Here is a 16,859-nt window from a genome sequence, read left to right as displayed (position 1 = left end):
CATGTTTCGAAATGACGGATTGAAGGAATAGAAAGTTAAGACAAATCGAAAGAGGTGTTTCAACATGTCGGATAAAAAACATTTTACGGAAGGCGACCGTGAAGAAAGAAAAGGCGCTTCGATGGATAATCCTGAACAATCCAAGACGGATAAAGAATCCCTGACTGAAATGCATGAGGAAGAAATGAATGTGGATACGATTCCATTGGAAGATTTAAAACAGGAACAGCAGGAAGAGAAAAATCCGCGTGACACGAAAAGTAATTCTTCAAGCGAAGAGAAATATTCCGATTCTTAGAACTTTAGCTTTTACGAACTGTTTGACTCTGTCAAACAGTTCTTTTTTGTTATGATGGATAATGGAAACGGAAGTGAAGAATTTGCAAACCTGGATTTACCCTGTAATGGTCGTCATTGGAGCGGCCAGTTATGGAATTCTCTCGACAATCATCAAAGTCGCCATGGGCAATGGCTTTACGGCAGCAGAAGCTGTGACAAGTCAGTACTATATCGGTTTCATCCTGGCGGTATTGATCTATTTTGTCTCCCATAGAACCTTCCCGAAACTCAGAGGCTGGAAGGTTTTAATGTTGTCCGGCGCATTTACGGCCGCGACTGGAATGGTTTACGCCCATTCACTCAATTATTTGCCGGCGTCACTCGCTGTCGTCTTATTGTTCCAATTTACCTGGATCGGCATGTTCCTCGATTGCATCGCCAACCGCAGATGGCTGAAACGCATCGAAGTGATTTCCCTTGTGCTCCTATTCGGCGGAACAATTTTGGCAGCCGGTGTCATTGACGCTGACCTCAGCAACATCCCTTGGCAAGGATGGGCCTGGGGGCTCGCTGCCGCGTTCTGCTTCTCCGCTTTTATGTTTGTCAACGGCAAACAAGTGGAAGGCATCGATACGTCAACGCGCCTTGTCTATGTTTCACTTTTTGCGGCAATCGTCATCACGGTATTTCAGACACCTGAAATTGTCTGGAATGGCCGGATGTTTGCGGAAGGCTTATGGGTCTATGGATTGCTGCTCGGTATTTTCGGTATCGTGATGCCGATCTACCTTTTCTCATTGGCTGTGCCGCGCGTCGGCTCCGGTCTGGCATCCATCCTGAGTGCCATGGAGCTGCCTGTTGCGATTCTCGCATCCGTCATCATCCTACATGAAAAGTTGACCATCCTGCAAATTGCAGGAATCGGGGTCGTCCTTTTCGGGATGATGCTGCCGAGCTTTTTCAACCGTACGCCAAAAGTTGTGGAAAAACTGGAAGACCCGCTCCTGTAGCGGGTCTTCTTTTATGTTTAGAGGAAGTTTAAAGAGGAATAACAGGAAGAAAAGGAGTGATCACATGAATCAGGAGGAATTGAAAAACGCCGCTCTTGAGATAATGGAAAACAGCTATGTCGGTGTCCTTGCCACAATTACCGAACACAGGCCGCATTCACGCTACATGACTTTTTTCCATAAGGATTTCACGCTTTATACAGCTACCAGCAAAAAAACACAAAAAGTGGATGAAATCGAAAAAAACCCGCATGCCCACGTCCTTTTCGGCTATGAAGGCGAAGGCGTCGGTGACACGTTCCTGGAAATCGAAGGCGAAATGTCCGAGCATGAAGACCGGAGTTTACTCGAAGAGTTATGGAATGATCACCTGTCCGGCTGGTTCAGCGGACCGGACGATCCCAACCTCGTCTTTATCGCCATCAAGCCGACCCGCATGCGCCTGATGAACAAAAAAGGGGAAGAGCCACAGAATATTGAACTGAAATAAAAAGGAGCGGCTCGATTTTCTGAGCCGCTTTTTATAATGGCTGCAGGATTTCACGCAGCCCTTCTTTATTGAACAGAAGATCTTCGAGTGTATAGCCGTCCAGAACGGTGAGATAGGCGTGAAGCGCTTTGCCGAGCACTCCGCGGAGTCCGCAGACCGGGGCAATCGGGCAGCGGTTGTGTTCCATGTCGAAGCATTCGACGAGATGGAAATCGTCCTCCATCTTTCGGACGACCGTGCCAATGTTGATGTTTTCCGGCAGATCAGCCAGACGGATTCCGCCTCCCCGTCCTCTGACCGTATGAATGAAACCTGCTTTGCCAAGTTCAAAAGTCACTTTCATCAAATGATTCTTCGATATATTATAAGCATCCGAAATTTCCTGGATCGTCGCCAGTTTCCCTTGTTCTTTGGTGCCCAGATAAATAAGCACGCGTAAAGAAAAATCTGTATACATAGTCAATCTCATCTGTTTCACCTTCCCTGCCCGTTTATTATACCCATTGACAGGATTTCTAGAAAGCGATTGGATTCGGTCCACCCTTTCCCATAGCGCGCCATCCTCCAGCCGATAGGTGGATAAGGATTATGTGACTGTTCTGTGAATCCAAATGTGTCCAAATTTTAAAGATGTATTTTAAATATATCTTTAACTCGATAAAGGGAATATAGTCAAAGTATAGAAAACAAAAGGAGAGATTGACCATGTTATCACCTGAAACAAAAACAATCATTAAATCCACTGTCCCTGTACTCGAAGAACACGGTACTGCAATCACGACTGTCTTCTACAAGAACTTATTTGAAGCGCACCCTGAATTATTGAATATATTCAACCACGCCAATCAGAAAAAAGGACGTCAGCAGGCAGCGCTGGCGAATACAGTTTACGCCGCTGCAGTTCACATCGACAACCTGGAGGCAATTCTTCCAGCTGTTGTACAAATCGCCAATAAGCATGTAAGTCTCGGGATCAAGCCGGAACATTATCCGATCGTCGGCGAATATCTGCTGAAAGCGATCAAAGAAGTATTGGGTGATGCGGCAACCGACGAAATCATCGGGGCATGGGGCGAAGCATATGGGGTTATTGCAGATGCATTCATCGGAGTCGAACAAGGCATGTATGAGAAGATGGAAAGCCAGGAAAACGGCTGGAAGTTCTTCAAGGATTTCACCGTTGCCAGAAAAGAAAAAGAAAGCGGCAATATCACGTCCTTCTATCTGAAGCCGGCAGACGGTTCGAATGTTCCAACCTATGAACCTGGCCAGTATATTTCCATACGTCTGTCCATCCCAGGGGAACAGTATTTGTTCAACCGCCAGTATAGCCTTTCACAAGCAGCAAGACCGGATGAATTCCGAATTTCCGTTAAACGCGAAAGTGATAATGATCCGAACGGACAGGTTTCCGTTTATCTTCACGATCATGTGAATGCAGGCGATGTCATTGAAGTAAGCGCGCCAGCCGGGGAATTCGTTTTGGATACTGCAAAAAAATCGCCAGTCGCATTTGTCAGCGGCGGTGTCGGCATCACACCGATGATGAGTATGTTCGAAACAGTGGCGACTGCCACTCCTGAGCGCCCGACTGCTTTCCTGCATGCGGCACGCAATGAAAGTCTGCATGCGTTCGATGAAGATATCCGGAAATATGCAGCTGCTATGGATCATGCAAAATACAGAACGCTGTACTCTGACCAACCGGAAGGGTTCATTACACGTGAAGTTCTTGCGGAAATGGTCGATGTGACCGGCGAAGTTTATGTATGCGGACCAGTTCCATTCATGGAAAGCATGATTACTGAACTGAGAGCCCTCGGCATGACAGACGAGCAGATCCATTTCGAATTCTTCGGACCTGCTATGGCCTTGCAGACATCTTAAAAAGCTGAAAAGACCTGCCAATTGGCAGGTCTTTTTCTACATTATTGCAGCAAACAGCCGCTTTATTTTAAAAATTCCAGCCGGTTGCCGAAAGGATCGAAAACAAAAAAACGGTCCACACCCGGGATGCTGGTATCGGCAGTGACTGTAATGCCGTTTTTCTCCAAGTGTCTCTGGAGCGCTTCGTAGCCGGATACTTTGAAGGCTGGATGCGCTTTTTTAGCCGGAACGAACGGCTCGTCGATGCCGACATGCAGCTGGAAATCATCAAATCCAAACCAGACGCCTCCCCTGGATTTCAGCGGCTCCGGCTTTTGAATTTCCTTCATGCCGAGCGCATCGCCGTAAAAGCGCCTGGCATCCGCTTCGCCCCCTTTTGGTGCAGCGACTTGAACGTGATCGATTTTTCCGATAGAAAATTCCATTACCCCCACCCCTTTCAACTCCAGATTACCCGACCGGCTCATGAAATAAAAGATGGTAATGGTTATCGATCGTCATCACTGTTTCTTATGACTTTGCATTTTCGCCCAGCTTTCAGTAGCATTAAAAGAAAAAAGGAGGCCGGCTGCCCATGGCTTTTCCAAACCAATTGAAAATCAGGATGGCTTCACAGGCGGTGGCTGTTGACCGCATAGCTTCAAACGCCCTTTCCCGCAATATCGAACTGCGCATCGAAGAAATGAAAAGCTGGAGCGGTACAGAGAACAGCGGAGTCGCCGTTTCTTATTTCTTCAGGCAATATGCTTTATTCGTATCCGCCCAATTTGAGCTGCTTACGTATCATAACGGTTATTTTCACTGCGCCGGTGAAGAACTGGATTTTAACCGCGTCCAAAATTACGGCTTCAATCTGTTGGAGGCCCACGTTTCCTCTGTTTATTTCAAGGAAATTTCCCCAAATGAACGATTTGAAGCCTTCCATCATATTCTGCACCGCCAAACCGCAGAGCTGATGGATTCTTTCCGGCAGCACGTGAAAATATCCCCCCTCATCTTGTGGGACAATGTGCTGGGTTCCCTTCTTTGGTTCTATGCCGGCCTGGAGCAACGGAATCCGAGGCGGGCCGCGGAAGATTTGGAATGGCTGTTGGATGCCGGTAACTGGGTGCCCATGAAAAAATCCCACGCAGCGCGTCTCCTTGGCGACGCTTCTCTCAGACAGGCGGTGTCTTCTCCTCTACGGAAAACCTGCTGCCTGTATAAGGAACTTCCGCATTTCGATACATGCACATTTTGTCCGCAGCCGTAAGTTGGACAACAGAATGTGGCCAGCCCACTTGGGTCGAACCGATGCTGGATCTGGATTTCATCACCGGTTTTCATAAAAGCAGCAAAAAGCCCCAGCCGCAAACGGCCGGGGCTTTCTGTCATTTCTCGAATACTTCGTGCAAAATGGTTGCAGGTGAGCTGTTGATCAGATTTTTGAATACGCAGCTTTCAGGTTTCTTCTGCAAAACTTTCGAGAACGATTTGGCATGTTCCGCTTCGCCGACGATGTGAATTTCATCCCAGTGCCGGTCTTTCTTCAATTTTTCAATCTTGCTTCCCATGTCTTTATAGAATCGCTCCAGGTTCTCTTTCATGCGGAACTGGAAATCGTCTGTCGCACTTCCGGAATTCCCTCCAACGTGGCTGGCACCGCCAAAGGATCCGGTATTACTGCCGGATGTATGATTTGCTGAATGGACACCTTTTTGTTCCACCCAGAAGTCCAAGCCTGGATCAAACTCATAGAAAATCTCTTCATTGATGATACCCATTGAAGTGTCCAGGATCCGGATGCCTTTGAAGCTCGGTAGAATGACACCGGCATACGGATAAGCTTTGTACATATATCTCAGTTCGTCGAGAGCGGGCTCCGTTTCCCAGTGGAAACTGGTTTTCACCGGTACTTGCACATAATGGACGGACCACAGATCCTTATGTGGAGATGCAAAAATAACGACACCCTTTTGGAGGTCGTCCTGATTGTCGTTTATTTCCCGTTCCACTTTTTTCTTCAATGACTTATAATTCGAAATTTCTTTTTCATCATCAGATGCTTCCAGATATTCTTCGATCCTTTTAAGGCCATTCTTCAGATGAATCCGCCAAGCGCCATTTTGTGCATTTAAATCTGCAGGGTTCGTGTTCAAATAGACACTCAAAACACAGCGGTCTTCACATTTGAAATTCTTTAACTCCTGGATCTCATCGTATAATGTCATGCATTCATCATCCTCCCTATTTCCTTACTTAATACCTCAATACCCCAACACTTCCATTTTAAACTGAAGATATTTTTTAATACAGAATTTTCAAAAGTTTAGCTTTCTCTGCAGGTGGTAAACAGGGATTAGCAATAAAAAATTTAAGGAGTGTGGAAAATGGAGAACGTAAATAAAAAAGTTGATGAAAAACTGAAGAATTTCGATGATGAGAAAAAAGAGGACATTTTAGCGAATTTCAATCAGTTTAAACAATATTTAAGCGACAAAGTTGAAATCGGTGAAAAAATGGGTCTCAGTGAAGAACGCCTCGCTCAGATCACTGAAAAAGTAGCAGACTATCTGGCGAAGAATGAGGAGCCGAAAAACCGCGAAGAGCAGGTTCTTCAGGAGCTTTGGAAAGTCGGCGAAAAAGAGGAAAGACATATGCTCGCCCACATGCTGCTGCGTATGGTACAAAAAGAATAGCATCAAGGAACTTAAGATCAAAGGGCGCCGGATGAAAATCTCCGGCGCCCTTTTTCAATTTATATTATACTTCTGCACTTTGCCGTTTTTCAAAAGCACGGAACATCAGGAGATAAACGCCGCCGCTCAGCATGGCGACGATCCCTAAAATACCGAAAGTCCAATTGAATCCAAACCAGGCTGTCATTGGAATCGCCACTGGCGCAATCATCCGCCCGATAGTATAGCGCATGCTGGCGGCGGCAAAATACTGCCCGCGCATATCTTCAGGGGCAAGCTTTGAAATGAAGCTCTGCTGGATGCCGACAACCATTAATTCCGCCAGAGTGAAAATCCCCATCGCAATGACAAACATCCAAAAGAAAGAAGTGGCCGGGAACAGCAGCATCGCTGCGCCATACAGAATCGCTGACAGGAAAAACACCCATTTCTCCGGGTATCTCGTCATCCACCGCGTGATGAATACCGTAAATAAAGCGACCAGCAGACCATTTTCCGCAAGCAGGATACCGAATGATGTTTCACCGGTCACTTTCCATTCATTGCCGAAAAATGCAGCAATCGTCTGGCTGTCGATCGTTTCCTTGAGATAGACAGGGATCAGCAGGTCGAGCTGCATGAACGTCTGTGCGCCCAGTACACCTGCGATGACAAACAAGAGAAAGACCCGGTCTTTGAAAATGATGCCGTATTCCTTGAATTGCTTGGAAACAGCTCCGACCCAGCCGGCCGCTTCTTCTGTCGCCCATTTGTCCACCATTTTCTGCGACAGCGTTTCATCTGTAAACAACCGGAGCACCAGACCAAGCAGCATCGAAATGACTGCCACAATGAGCAATAATTCAAATCTGTAGGAAAAGAATAAGACAGCACCGATCAGAGGGCCGACCACAACCGCGATATTCAATGTCGTATAGAAAATCGCGAAAACGTCGCTCCGGTATTTCTCCGGGATTACATCTGCGATCATCGCCTGACTTGCCGGCCAATAGAGCGAACCGCCCATTCCCGCCAGCGTAAAGGCTACAAAACCGAGTTCAGGGGATTGCAGCCACGGTGAATTGGCCAACGCAAAGAGCAGGAACGCAAAGCCCTGGCCAACCGATGCGATGATCAGCATCCGTCGTCTGCCGTAGCGGTCAGCGAGATAACCGCCGACCAGATTCGCCGCCACTGAAAACACCTGCGAAATGACGAGCAGCAGACCCGCCATCCCTTTTCCGAACTCTTCAGCAAAATAGATGGCGAGAAACGGAAATACCATCCAATAACTCGTATTCATAAAAAATTCGCCCACTAAGCGCACTTTCAGACTTCTGTTCCAATCTTTGATCTTCATCTTCGTTTCCCCGCGTTCTCTAGTCTCTTACGTCACACTTCCATCTTTATCATCCGCTGACCAGCTCCAGCAATTTATAGCTGAGGCAGATATCGATCATCAGATCCTTTCGTTCTTTGGCGAACTGGATCGAGATGCGTTCATGGTCACGGTCTACAATTTCCCCGATGCCGAAAACACGGTGCCGCACTTTCGCCCCTTCAATCAGGAATTCCTGATCATCCACAGCATTCGGATTATCAGGCACCTTCACTTTCACCGGCGTGCTTGCAATTGTCCGCTTAGGTGCCGTCCGCGTTTTTTCAGCCAGGATGATTTCATTCACTTCGTCTATAAAACGGGAGCCGCTGCCGTAGCTGATCAGCTCCAGATGGGATTTCGCACGTGTCATGCCCACGTAAAACAGGCGGCGCGCCTCTTCAAGTGTGCCAGGTTTTTCGGCGTCTTCTTCTGTTGGAATGACTCCTTCCACAAGGTCGATCATATAGACCCGTTCGAATTCGAGGCCTTTCGCGCTGTGGAAAGTCGACAGCGTCAGCATCTCATCCGTCTTTTCAGTTTTCGCCTGCTGCGTCACCGTTTCAAGTTCCTTCAGGCGTTTTGCAAATTCGATCATCGTTGTCAGCGGCTCGGCGATTTGTTCAAGTGTCACAAGAATCTGCGAGAGGTATTTCAAACGCATGCCGAATTTTTCCGCCCGGCTTGCAAGCATCTGGTCATATCCCAGCTCCGCCCTGATGGTCCGGATGACTTTCAGCGGCTTCATTGTACGCATCGCTTCAAACCACTTTTTCTGTTCGCCGACAATTTTCAGCTGATAATCCTTCATCGTAACGTGTCTCGGAATTTCATCCAGCGCGTGTGTACTCTCCGCTTTCATCCGGCTCATGAAGCGCAATTGGCTCCCAGACCAGTATGCATTTGTTTTAGAAGCAATCTTAGAATAAATATCAACGCGTTCAGGCTTTAAGCTGAAGCGCATGAAGTTCAACATATCTTCGACTATCCAGTGAGAGAAGAAACGATTATCCGCATCTTTCATATAGAATGGAATGCCGAGACGATCGAGTTCGCTCATCAATAATGTTGATGACGAGTTATTCCGGTATAAAATTGCCACATCCCCAAAATGATCTAATTCCGTCAATTGCTTCATCAGGTATTTCAATTGCGCGTCGTCGGATGCCAATCGTTTCAATACGATGGGCGGACCTGCCGGCTGTTTAGTGAACATGTTTTTATCATGCCGCTTTTTATTGGCTTTGATGAACAGGTTCGACGCACTGACAATCGTGCCGGATGAGCGGTAATTGCGCTCCATCTTCATGATATAAGCGTCGGGGTATACGTCTTTGAATTTCAGCAGATAAGTCGGTTCCGCCGCCCGCCATGTGTAGATGGACTGGTCATCGTCCGCCACCACACATAAATTCTGATGGCGCGCCACCAGCTTTTCCACAATCGAATGCTGGACCATGGAAGTATCCTGGCTTTCATCGGTCATGATGTAATCCCATTTGCTCTGGTATTTTGCCAGCAATGCCCGGTCATTTTCCAGCGCTTCATTGGCCAGTGTCAGCATATCATCGAAATCGACCAGCCGTGTGTCGTGATTTTCCTTGAATGCCTCATAAGTCTTCAGGATTTCCGCCGCTCCGGAAAATGGCTCCTTTAAACTGGACCAGCGTTCTCTCGGCAGCATCTTGTTTTTGACAAAACTGATGAACGACATCAGTTCATCCAACTGGTCTTCTGTTGCAGGTTCATCCATTTCCGTCTGATACATTTCCTTCAGCAAGCGCTTTTTATGAAGGCCGTTCGTTTCATTGCCTTCGATCATCATATAACTTGAATCCGCCAGATACTCACGGGTGATGCGGAACGCAAGGCTGTGGATGGTGGAGAAATCCACTGGCGGCAGTTCAGGAAAAAAGCGCGTAAAGCGTTCGCGCATATCGACAGCCGAAGCTTTACTGAAAGTGATCGCCTTGATCCGGTATGGCGCAACTCCCTTCTCTTCAATCAGGTAGCCGGTGCGCATGATCATGGTCGTCGTCTTGCCTGAACCTGGACATGCCAATAGAAGCAGCGGCCCTTCCGTCCGTTCCACCGCTTTCCGCTGAATCTTATTCAATTCCACGCCGAGCTGCTGTTTTTTGCGTTCAAAAAAGTCAGTCATATCTTGTTCCTCCGAGTTTTTCAATACTGTTATTCTAACACAGAGGAAAAGCGGAAGTGCCTGTTCAGCTCCGACAGATTTAAGACAGATCATCAAAGTTGCGCTACCTCCCGAAAAGCCGGGCACTGGAATCTCAATAAAAAAAGGACCCACGGAACTGGGTCCTTTTACGCTATTTCACATCAAACTTCAGTCATCCGAATTTTTACCGCCCTGCACAGGTCCCGGACTACCGCCGTCATATTTATCATCATCCAGTGTGACGGCTTCTTCCTCTCCAATTCGGGACGGAGTAATATTTTCAGACTGCTTTTTTCTGTTCTGCAGTTCTGTTTTATCTTTTTCACCAAGCTTGAACGAATCTCCGCCGGCTTCTCTGAAACGGGCTTCGTAATCTTTATTGACATAAAGCAGCAGCTTTCCTGCTTTCACTTCCCTATAATATCTTTCTTCTTCCTGACGGCTCAGCTGCATCGAGCGAAACGCGGTTTCCATCTGTTTATCTCCTGTCAAAAAAGAAGTGAAGCGGTCCATCCAATTGCCCTGTTCGGCATAATTATCCACATTCGTCTTCCCTTGAATCATTGACAGCTGATCATCGTTCCGGGTCATGATGTACATATCGCTTTCCGAATACCCTTCATCTTTCAGCTGCTCAATTTGCCTCAAAGCTTCCTCTTCCGTGTCGTACGTTTCGATAAAATTCCTCTCCACATCATCACTCCTCAAAGCTTTCCTTTACTTTACCCTTGGCTGAAGAGCAGAAAACATGGGAGCTGGATGAGGTGCAATAAATTCAGCATAAATATCCGCAGGCTTTAGAGGATGTCACAGACACGCCCGACCTGTCCGTCTTCCAGGCGCACTTTGATGCCGTGCGGATGAGTCGCGGAATTGGTTAACAGATCTTTGACAATGCCCTCTGTTTTCTTCCCGCTGCGCTGATCCTGCTTGAGGATTACGTTAACGGCCATGCCCGGTTTAATATCGCTTCTTTTCTTTCCGTCCAAACTAATCACGCCTTTCTTTCCTCTATCATACCTCTTTATCGTGAAAATGAAAAAAGGCGGGGTGCCCCGCCTTTCCTATACCTTATTCTTTGCCGTCATCCCGGCGTGTCCGGTCCGCTGCATTCTGCGACAGATGTTCCGGTGATTCCCTTACGCTCCGGTCCGCATCCGGCACATCATTGATTGCCGGATCTTCCGGAATATCCGATTTAGCCTGATCATTCGCGGGGACCCCTTCCCTGGATACATCGATGCTGGCAAGATCATCCGTCACGGAAGAGGTGGTGCGTACGTTTTCTCTTCCGCTGTCTGTATTTGCGGGCCCTGCGTCTGCTGCATTCGGATCATTCGCAGGCACTTCTTCCATTTGACGGTCCATCAGCGGCACATTTCCGCGGTTCCGTCCTGTATGTGCGATATCAGATAAACTGTCATTCGGCGAAGCCATGTCAGCTGCATCATTTCCTGTATAGATGCCCGTTCCTGTTTCGCCGCTGTCTCCTGTCCTCACATTTCCATCCGCATCCCTTTCGAACGGACTGTCTTTGCCGCTTCCCAATTCAGCGGCATCCGGTTTTTTGTGAGTTCCGTCTTTTGGATCACCATAGGCAGCTGTCGAATTAAACCCTTTTTCCTGCGCATTGTTATCGGTATTCTTTTTTTCAGTCATCTGCAGGTCCTCCCTCCATGTCGAAAATCCCAAAATTCTGCACCATCTTTTCATCCACCGTGCCGTTTCAGTGCAATCAAAGAAAAAGGCGGAAATTTTCCGCCTTTCTCTCTTTATTCCCTTAGAAACGATCGCGGTTATCGCGGTCTTTGCTTCTGTCAGTCAAATTTGTGTCTTCATCAATATCCGCTTTTTCACGGCGGACCGTGTCGCGTACGGTCTCGACATCTTCAACTTTGCGTTTGCCGACGACAATCTCTTCGCTGACCACGTCATTCTTAGTCACATTGACGCGCTCTTCCGAAACCGGGATATTGATGTTTTCATTTTCATTGAAGCCCGTATCCGCCGCATCCGTCGTCGTTTCATCTACCGGACGCCGTTCAACATACACTTCTTCATGTTCTACAGGCACTTCAATCGATTGTTCTTCTTCCACTACATGTTTGCCGACATTCACTTCACCTGTTTTAACCTGCTCTTTATCGACATGCAGCCGCTCTTCATGAAGGCGTAATTTCTCTTCTTCCGTATGGTCGCTGCCTGTCGTCGAATCAGTGAAACCGGCGCCGGTGCGGTCGCTGTCGGTATCTGCATATTCGGTCCCTTTCGTAGGCGAACCCAGGCCGAATCCCGTGCCGCTGTCATGGCTGACTCCGGCAGTTTCATCGTCTGCCACTTTCTGGTCATACGACTCACCTTCTGTAAGAGCGCCATCTCTTCTATTATAATAAACATCATTTTGATCATTTGTATCGACTGTCATGCCGTCTTTCGCCACGACACCTGTATCCACATATCCTGGAGTTGTCGGATCAGTCATGTTTGAACTTGCTGCTGCATCCGTATTGCCATAGGTTTGATTGTCGTATGGCGCATTGCCTTCATAGGAAGCTCCGAACTCCCGGTCTACGAACAACAGGATCTTGCCATTTTGGACTTCATTGTAATAACGGTCCGATTCGTCTTTATCGAGTCCCATACCGGAGAACGCTTCACGGGTGGAATCGTCTCCCGACAGGAAGCCCATGAATTTATCCATCCAATTTCCTTCAGATGATTTGTAATCGACGTCCGTACGTCCGCGGACCATTGAAATCTGATCTTTGTCACGTGCCATAACATACATATCTTCTTCTCTGGAACCCGTGGATTTCAGTTCTTCGATCTTCCGTAAAACTTCGGTTTCCGTGTCAAAAGTACCCATAAATTTATTGTTGGCCATTTGCAATTCCTCCAATTTTTATGTTTCTGATGTATATGGTGTGTCTACTCTAAGATTTACCCGAACAGTCTATCCATAAACATAAGGGAACTTCAACACGACTTTCAGACCATCTTTCTAACAGATTTTATATAACACGTTTCCAGTGACGGTGTTCACGGATGGCTTCCAGAAATTCGTCTGTGAATTGTTCAGGATCATCACCGGCAATGACGCCCGGTTGCTCTTTCATCTCAGAGTTCTGAAGCCATTTCTTTCCTTCATGAGTAGCGCCGACCGGCTTATAGTGATCAAATGCTTCTGCAATATACCGGGCCCCTTCTTTTGCAAATTTCTTGGTGATGACCGGCCCGCCAACCGCATATATGGCATCATATAACACCGGGTCTGAAGTGGAGAAGGTATGATCCACTTTCTTTGTAATCCCGTCGGAGCCAACCAGCAAGCCTTGCATTTCACTGATAATCTCAAACTGGACACCTTTTTCTTTGAAATCATCCAGCACTTTCTCCAGATCTTTACCGTTGAAATCCGGCGCCAATAGAATCCCCACTTTTCGGGTAAGAGCTGTTTTAATCGTGTTTTCCTGGCTTAATGCCGGTGAAGTTTTGCCTGGCAGGGATGCTCCGCTTTTCGGCGGTTCGACGCCGATATTCTTCGCAATTTCCTGGCTCATTTTCAGGTCTACATTTGAAAACATATCGACTGTTTGCTTTCGGATCGTCAATTCCTTACATTTTCCGAGTTCAAAGCTGAATGCTTCGATGATATGTTTCTTTTCGGGCTCGGACATGCTGTTCCAGAACAATGCGGCCTGAGAAAAATGATCATCAAAGCTTTCACTGCGTGCCCTGACTTTACGCCCTTCCACTTTTTCCTGGTAATGGCCATATCCGCCTTCTGCCTCACTTACCGGACCAGGGGTATTATTCGCCAGGGAGTTTTTATGATAGGCAACCTGTCCTTTATTGATTGTCATGCGGTTGTACCCGTCCCGCTGATTGTTGTGGAAAGGGCATACTGGCCGATTGATCGGCAATTCATGGAAATTCGGCCCGCCAAGACGGATCAATTGCGTATCGGTATAGGAGAACAGACGTCCCTGCAGTAATGGATCGTTGGAGAAATCAATGCCCGGCACCACATGACCCGGATGAAATGCGACCTGCTCATTTTCGGCAAAGACATTGTCGACATTACGGTTCAAGGTCATTTTGCCGATCATCTGCATCGGCACTTCTTCCTGCGGCCAGATTTTAGTGGCATCCAGAACATCAAAATCAAATTTATGTTCATCTTCTTCCGCGATGATTTGCACCCCAAGTTCGTATTCAGGGTAATCTCCGTTTTCGATTGCTTCATATAAATCTTTCCTGTTGAAATCAGGATCTTTACCCGCTATTTTCTGTGCTTCATCCCAGACAAGCGAGTGAACCCCGAGCGTCGGTTTCCAATTGAATTTGACGAAATGCGCTTTGCCTTCTTCGTTGATAAACCGGAATGCATGCACGCCGAAACCATCCATCATACGGAAACTGCGTGGCACAGCGCGGTCAGACATCAGCCACATCACCATATGGGCAGATTCCTGATTATTGGCAATAAAATCCCAGAACGTATCATGCGCACCTGAAGCCTGCGGCATTTCATTGTGCGGCTCCGGTTTCAGGGAATGGACCAAATCCGGAAATTTGATGGCATCCTGGATGAAGAACACCGGCATATTATTTGCCACCAAATCATAATTTCCTTCTTCCGTATAAAATTTTGTCGCAAAGCCGCGGCCATCCCGGACTGTTTCAGGAGACCCCTTTGAGCCCTGGACGGTGGAAAACCTGACGAATACCGGCGTCTTTTTGCCTTTTTCAGAAAGAAACTTCGCCTTTGTCAAATGGGCCATCGACTCATAAGTTTCAAATACACCGTGGGCAGAGTAACCTCTTGCATGGACGACACGCTCCGGTATGCGCTCATGATCGAAATGCGTCATTTTTTCCCGGAAGTGAAAATCCTCCATTAGTGTGGGCCCTCTTACACCAGCTTTAAGTGAATGCTCATCGTCCGACACTTTCAGTCCCTGATTTGTCGTCAAAGCTTTACCCGAATCGTCTGTCCTGAAATTTTCCAGCTGCTCATTTTTGCTGTTTTCATTGATATCCGTTTTTTTCGCCATCTTTACACTCCTTTTGTGAATTTTCACCGTTTTTATTACCCTACCCGCTGGAGCTTCAAGAAAACTGAAATTGACAAACAAATCATATATTTATAAGAAAAACCTCCAGCTGCTTTAGCTGAAGGTTTCGGATTAAAATATGCTGAGGTCCCATTCTTTCGAAATCTGGCGCAGCATCATCGTGCCGGCCGCGCTGTTGCCTTGGATATCAATCGCCGGCCCATAGACGCCGATGCCAGCGCCTGCCTTGAATTCATACGTTTGGGAGTGCAGCTTCGGCGGCACTGCCCCTAAAATGCCTCCGGAAACGCCACTTTTCGCGGGAATCCCGACATGCGCCGCGAAGTTGCCGGATGAATTGTACATGCCGCATGTCACCATCAGGACTTTCGCTACCTGGGCGATTTCATCTGAGAAGTGCTTCACTTTCGTTATCGGGTTATAACCGTCATACGCTATAATCAGGCCGATTAATGCCAGATCTTTTGTGGTGACTTTGATGGAACACTGGCGGATGTAGATATCCAGTGCTTCTTCCACTTCAATTTCAAGGAAGTTGGCTTCCTTCAGGTAATACGCAAGCGCCCGGTTGCGGTGTGATGCTTTCCATTCGGAATCATAGACGGCCCGGTCCATTTCAAGCGGACGGCCGACAAGCTCCTCAAGGAACTTCAATAGGTATTCATATTTTTTCTGGCTGGTCTGCCCTGGCAGCAACGCGGAAATCGTGATGGCGCCCGCATTGATGAAGGGATTGAAAGGTTTATTCGGCCGGTGGATTTCAAATGGGATAATCGAGTTGAATGCTTCACCGGTAGGCTCCACATCCACACGCTCCAAAACGAAATCCAATCCGTAATGGCAGCTGAGCGCAATGAAGGTCAAAGCCTTTGAAATACTTTGCAGCGTAAATTCCACATCAGTGTCACCCGCACAATAGTAATTCCCTTCTTCGTCAAGCATACAAATCCCTAATTTCGCCGGATCGGCTTTGCCAAGTTCAGGTATATACTGGGCTGTCGTGCCGAGTATGACGTGGCCCCTGTTTTCTTCGACCCAATGTTCGAGCTGTTCCTGAATTTTCGGATTGTTTTGCACACGATCCCCTCCTACTGATTATGTATTGATTCCATTGTGCTTGAAAAAGAACTGAAAAGCGAAAGAAAAGCGTAAGCGCCCGTTAAGCCCTGACAGGCATAAGACAGATCAGCGAAGTGGCCTTGGCCGCTGAATTCCGGACAAAAAAACCCTCCTGCGCCCTGCAGGAGGATAGTTTCCCTAAATTTTGCCGTACCAAACTTTGGCTGCTTCCACTTCCGGCATCGTAAGCTGATGTCCGTGATTTTCCCAGTGCAGATTGACGTCTGCTCCTGCACCTTCGAGAAAGTCTTTGAGATCTTCCGATTCCTGTGCCGGGCAGATCGGATCGTTCGTTCCAGCTGCGATGAATACGGGTACACCGGCCAAGGCAGGCAATTCCGTATGACGGTTCGGCACCATCGGATGATGCAGAATCGCCGCTTTCAACGCATCACTGTAAGTGAACAGCAGGTTTGCTGCAATATTCGCCCCGTTCGAATAGCCTACAGCGACGACATTGGAACGGTCAAAATCATAAGTTATCGCTGACTCAGCGATAAAATTATAGAGCTCTTCTGTGCGGAATTCCAAATCTTCCATATCAAACACGCCTTCTGCCAGCCGTTTGAAAAAGCGCGGCATGCCATTTTCCGATACATTGCCGCGGACACTTAAAACGGATGCTTCCGGGTCGATGTGCGCAGCGAGCGGCATCAGGTCATTTTCGTTTCCGCCTGTTCCGTGAAGCAGCAGCAGTACCGGTTTCTCCGGATCTTTTCCGGCTTTAAAAATATGTTTCATCAATAGCCCTCCAGACATTTTCTTCTGTTTTCCACGTT

Annotated in this window: 18 protein-coding genes; 6 read left to right on the top strand and 12 right to left on the bottom strand. The window is 47.5% G+C overall.

Annotation, left to right across the window (positions count from 1 at the left end; translation table 11 throughout):
• The first annotated feature begins 64 nt into the window (after positions 1-64).
• The 3 genes from IQ294_RS00435 (at position 65) to IQ294_RS00425 (ending at position 1,779) form a co-directional block, all read left to right on the top strand.
• Positions 65-298, top strand: coding sequence for a hypothetical protein (locus IQ294_RS00435; protein WP_203332046.1), 234 nt, complete (start codon positions 65-67; stop codon positions 296-298).
• Positions 299-371: 73 nt separating this feature from the next.
• A complete protein-coding gene (locus IQ294_RS00430; protein ID WP_349291309.1) occupies positions 372-1,289 on the top strand; it encodes an EamA family transporter in 918 nt (305 codons plus the stop codon).
• A 64-nt stretch (positions 1,290-1,353) separates the two neighbouring features.
• Entirely contained in the window at positions 1,354-1,779 is a 426-nt protein-coding gene (locus IQ294_RS00425; protein WP_203332044.1) for a pyridoxamine 5'-phosphate oxidase family protein, read from the top strand.
• Between the two features lie 31 nt (positions 1,780-1,810).
• On the opposite strand, the gene IQ294_RS00420 is transcribed toward IQ294_RS00425, so the two are convergent.
• On the bottom strand, positions 1,811-2,248 hold the full coding sequence (locus IQ294_RS00420; protein WP_203332043.1) for an RrF2 family transcriptional regulator: 438 nt from the start codon (positions 2,246-2,248) through the stop codon (positions 1,811-1,813).
• A gap of 236 nt (positions 2,249-2,484) precedes the next feature.
• On the opposite strand from IQ294_RS00420, the gene hmpA reads away from it, so the two are divergent.
• Positions 2,485-3,666 carry an NO-inducible flavohemoprotein gene (gene hmpA, locus IQ294_RS00415; RefSeq protein ID WP_203332042.1) on the top strand — a complete coding sequence of 394 codons (1,182 nt, stop codon included), beginning with the start codon at positions 2,485-2,487 and terminating at the stop codon, positions 3,664-3,666.
• 62 nt (positions 3,667-3,728) lie between these two features.
• On the opposite strand, the gene IQ294_RS00410 is transcribed toward hmpA, so the two are convergent.
• Positions 3,729-4,091: a VOC family protein gene (locus IQ294_RS00410; RefSeq protein WP_203332041.1), complete on the bottom strand. Its 363-nt coding sequence runs from the start codon at positions 4,089-4,091 to the stop codon at positions 3,729-3,731.
• A gap of 149 nt (positions 4,092-4,240) precedes the next feature.
• On the opposite strand from IQ294_RS00410, the gene IQ294_RS00405 reads away from it, so the two are divergent.
• Positions 4,241-4,918 (top strand): hypothetical protein, encoded by a 678-nt coding sequence (locus IQ294_RS00405; RefSeq protein WP_203332040.1) that lies wholly within the window; start codon positions 4,241-4,243, stop codon positions 4,916-4,918.
• Between the two features lie 118 nt (positions 4,919-5,036).
• On the opposite strand, the gene IQ294_RS00400 is transcribed toward IQ294_RS00405, so the two are convergent.
• Positions 5,037-5,876: a VLRF1 family aeRF1-type release factor gene (locus IQ294_RS00400; RefSeq protein ID WP_203332039.1), complete on the bottom strand. Its 840-nt coding sequence runs from the start codon at positions 5,874-5,876 to the stop codon at positions 5,037-5,039.
• 159 nt (positions 5,877-6,035) lie between these two features.
• On the opposite strand from IQ294_RS00400, the gene IQ294_RS00395 reads away from it, so the two are divergent.
• On the top strand, positions 6,036-6,344 hold the full coding sequence (locus IQ294_RS00395; protein ID WP_203332038.1) for a DUF3243 domain-containing protein: 309 nt from the start codon (positions 6,036-6,038) through the stop codon (positions 6,342-6,344).
• A gap of 64 nt (positions 6,345-6,408) precedes the next feature.
• Here the strand turns inward: IQ294_RS00395 and IQ294_RS00390 are convergent, their stop codons facing one another.
• The 9 genes from IQ294_RS00390 to IQ294_RS00350 form a co-directional block, all read right to left on the bottom strand.
• Complete coding sequence (locus IQ294_RS00390; RefSeq protein WP_203332037.1) at positions 6,409-7,683, bottom strand: MDR family MFS transporter; 1,275 nt, start codon at positions 7,681-7,683, stop codon at positions 6,409-6,411.
• Positions 7,684-7,732: 49 nt separating this feature from the next.
• Positions 7,733-9,862: an ATP-dependent helicase gene (locus IQ294_RS00385; protein ID WP_203332036.1), complete on the bottom strand. Its 2,130-nt coding sequence runs from the start codon at positions 9,860-9,862 to the stop codon at positions 7,733-7,735.
• Positions 9,863-10,051: 189 nt separating this feature from the next.
• Positions 10,052-10,576 carry a general stress protein gene (locus IQ294_RS00380; protein WP_203332035.1) on the bottom strand — a complete coding sequence of 175 codons (525 nt, stop codon included), beginning with the start codon at positions 10,574-10,576 and terminating at the stop codon, positions 10,052-10,054.
• 104 nt (positions 10,577-10,680) lie between these two features.
• On the bottom strand, positions 10,681-10,872 hold the full coding sequence (locus IQ294_RS00375) for a YwbE family protein (protein ID WP_203332034.1): 192 nt from the start codon (positions 10,870-10,872) through the stop codon (positions 10,681-10,683).
• A gap of 82 nt (positions 10,873-10,954) precedes the next feature.
• The gene (locus IQ294_RS00370; protein WP_203332033.1) at positions 10,955-11,542 is read right to left on the bottom strand and encodes a hypothetical protein; all 588 of its coding nucleotides are present in this window, start codon (positions 11,540-11,542) and stop codon (positions 10,955-10,957) included.
• Positions 11,543-11,663: 121 nt separating this feature from the next.
• The gene (locus IQ294_RS00365; RefSeq protein ID WP_203332032.1) at positions 11,664-12,767 is read right to left on the bottom strand and encodes a YsnF/AvaK domain-containing protein; all 1,104 of its coding nucleotides are present in this window, start codon (positions 12,765-12,767) and stop codon (positions 11,664-11,666) included.
• Between the two features lie 127 nt (positions 12,768-12,894).
• A complete protein-coding gene (locus IQ294_RS00360; protein ID WP_203332031.1) occupies positions 12,895-14,940 on the bottom strand; it encodes a catalase in 2,046 nt (681 codons plus the stop codon).
• Between the two features lie 132 nt (positions 14,941-15,072).
• On the bottom strand, positions 15,073-16,038 hold the full coding sequence (gene glsA, locus IQ294_RS00355) for a glutaminase A (protein WP_203332030.1): 966 nt from the start codon (positions 16,036-16,038) through the stop codon (positions 15,073-15,075).
• Positions 16,039-16,218: 180 nt separating this feature from the next.
• Positions 16,219-16,821 carry an alpha/beta hydrolase gene (locus IQ294_RS00350; protein WP_203332029.1) on the bottom strand — a complete coding sequence of 201 codons (603 nt, stop codon included), beginning with the start codon at positions 16,819-16,821 and terminating at the stop codon, positions 16,219-16,221.
• Positions 16,822-16,859: the final 38 nt, after the last annotated feature.

Origin of the sequence: Planococcus beigongshangi (assembly GCF_016820495.1) — a bacterium.
Taxonomy (GTDB): domain Bacteria; phylum Bacillota; class Bacilli; order Bacillales_A; family Planococcaceae; genus Planococcus; species Planococcus beigongshangi.
This window is presented reverse-complemented; position numbering and strand designations above follow the sequence as displayed.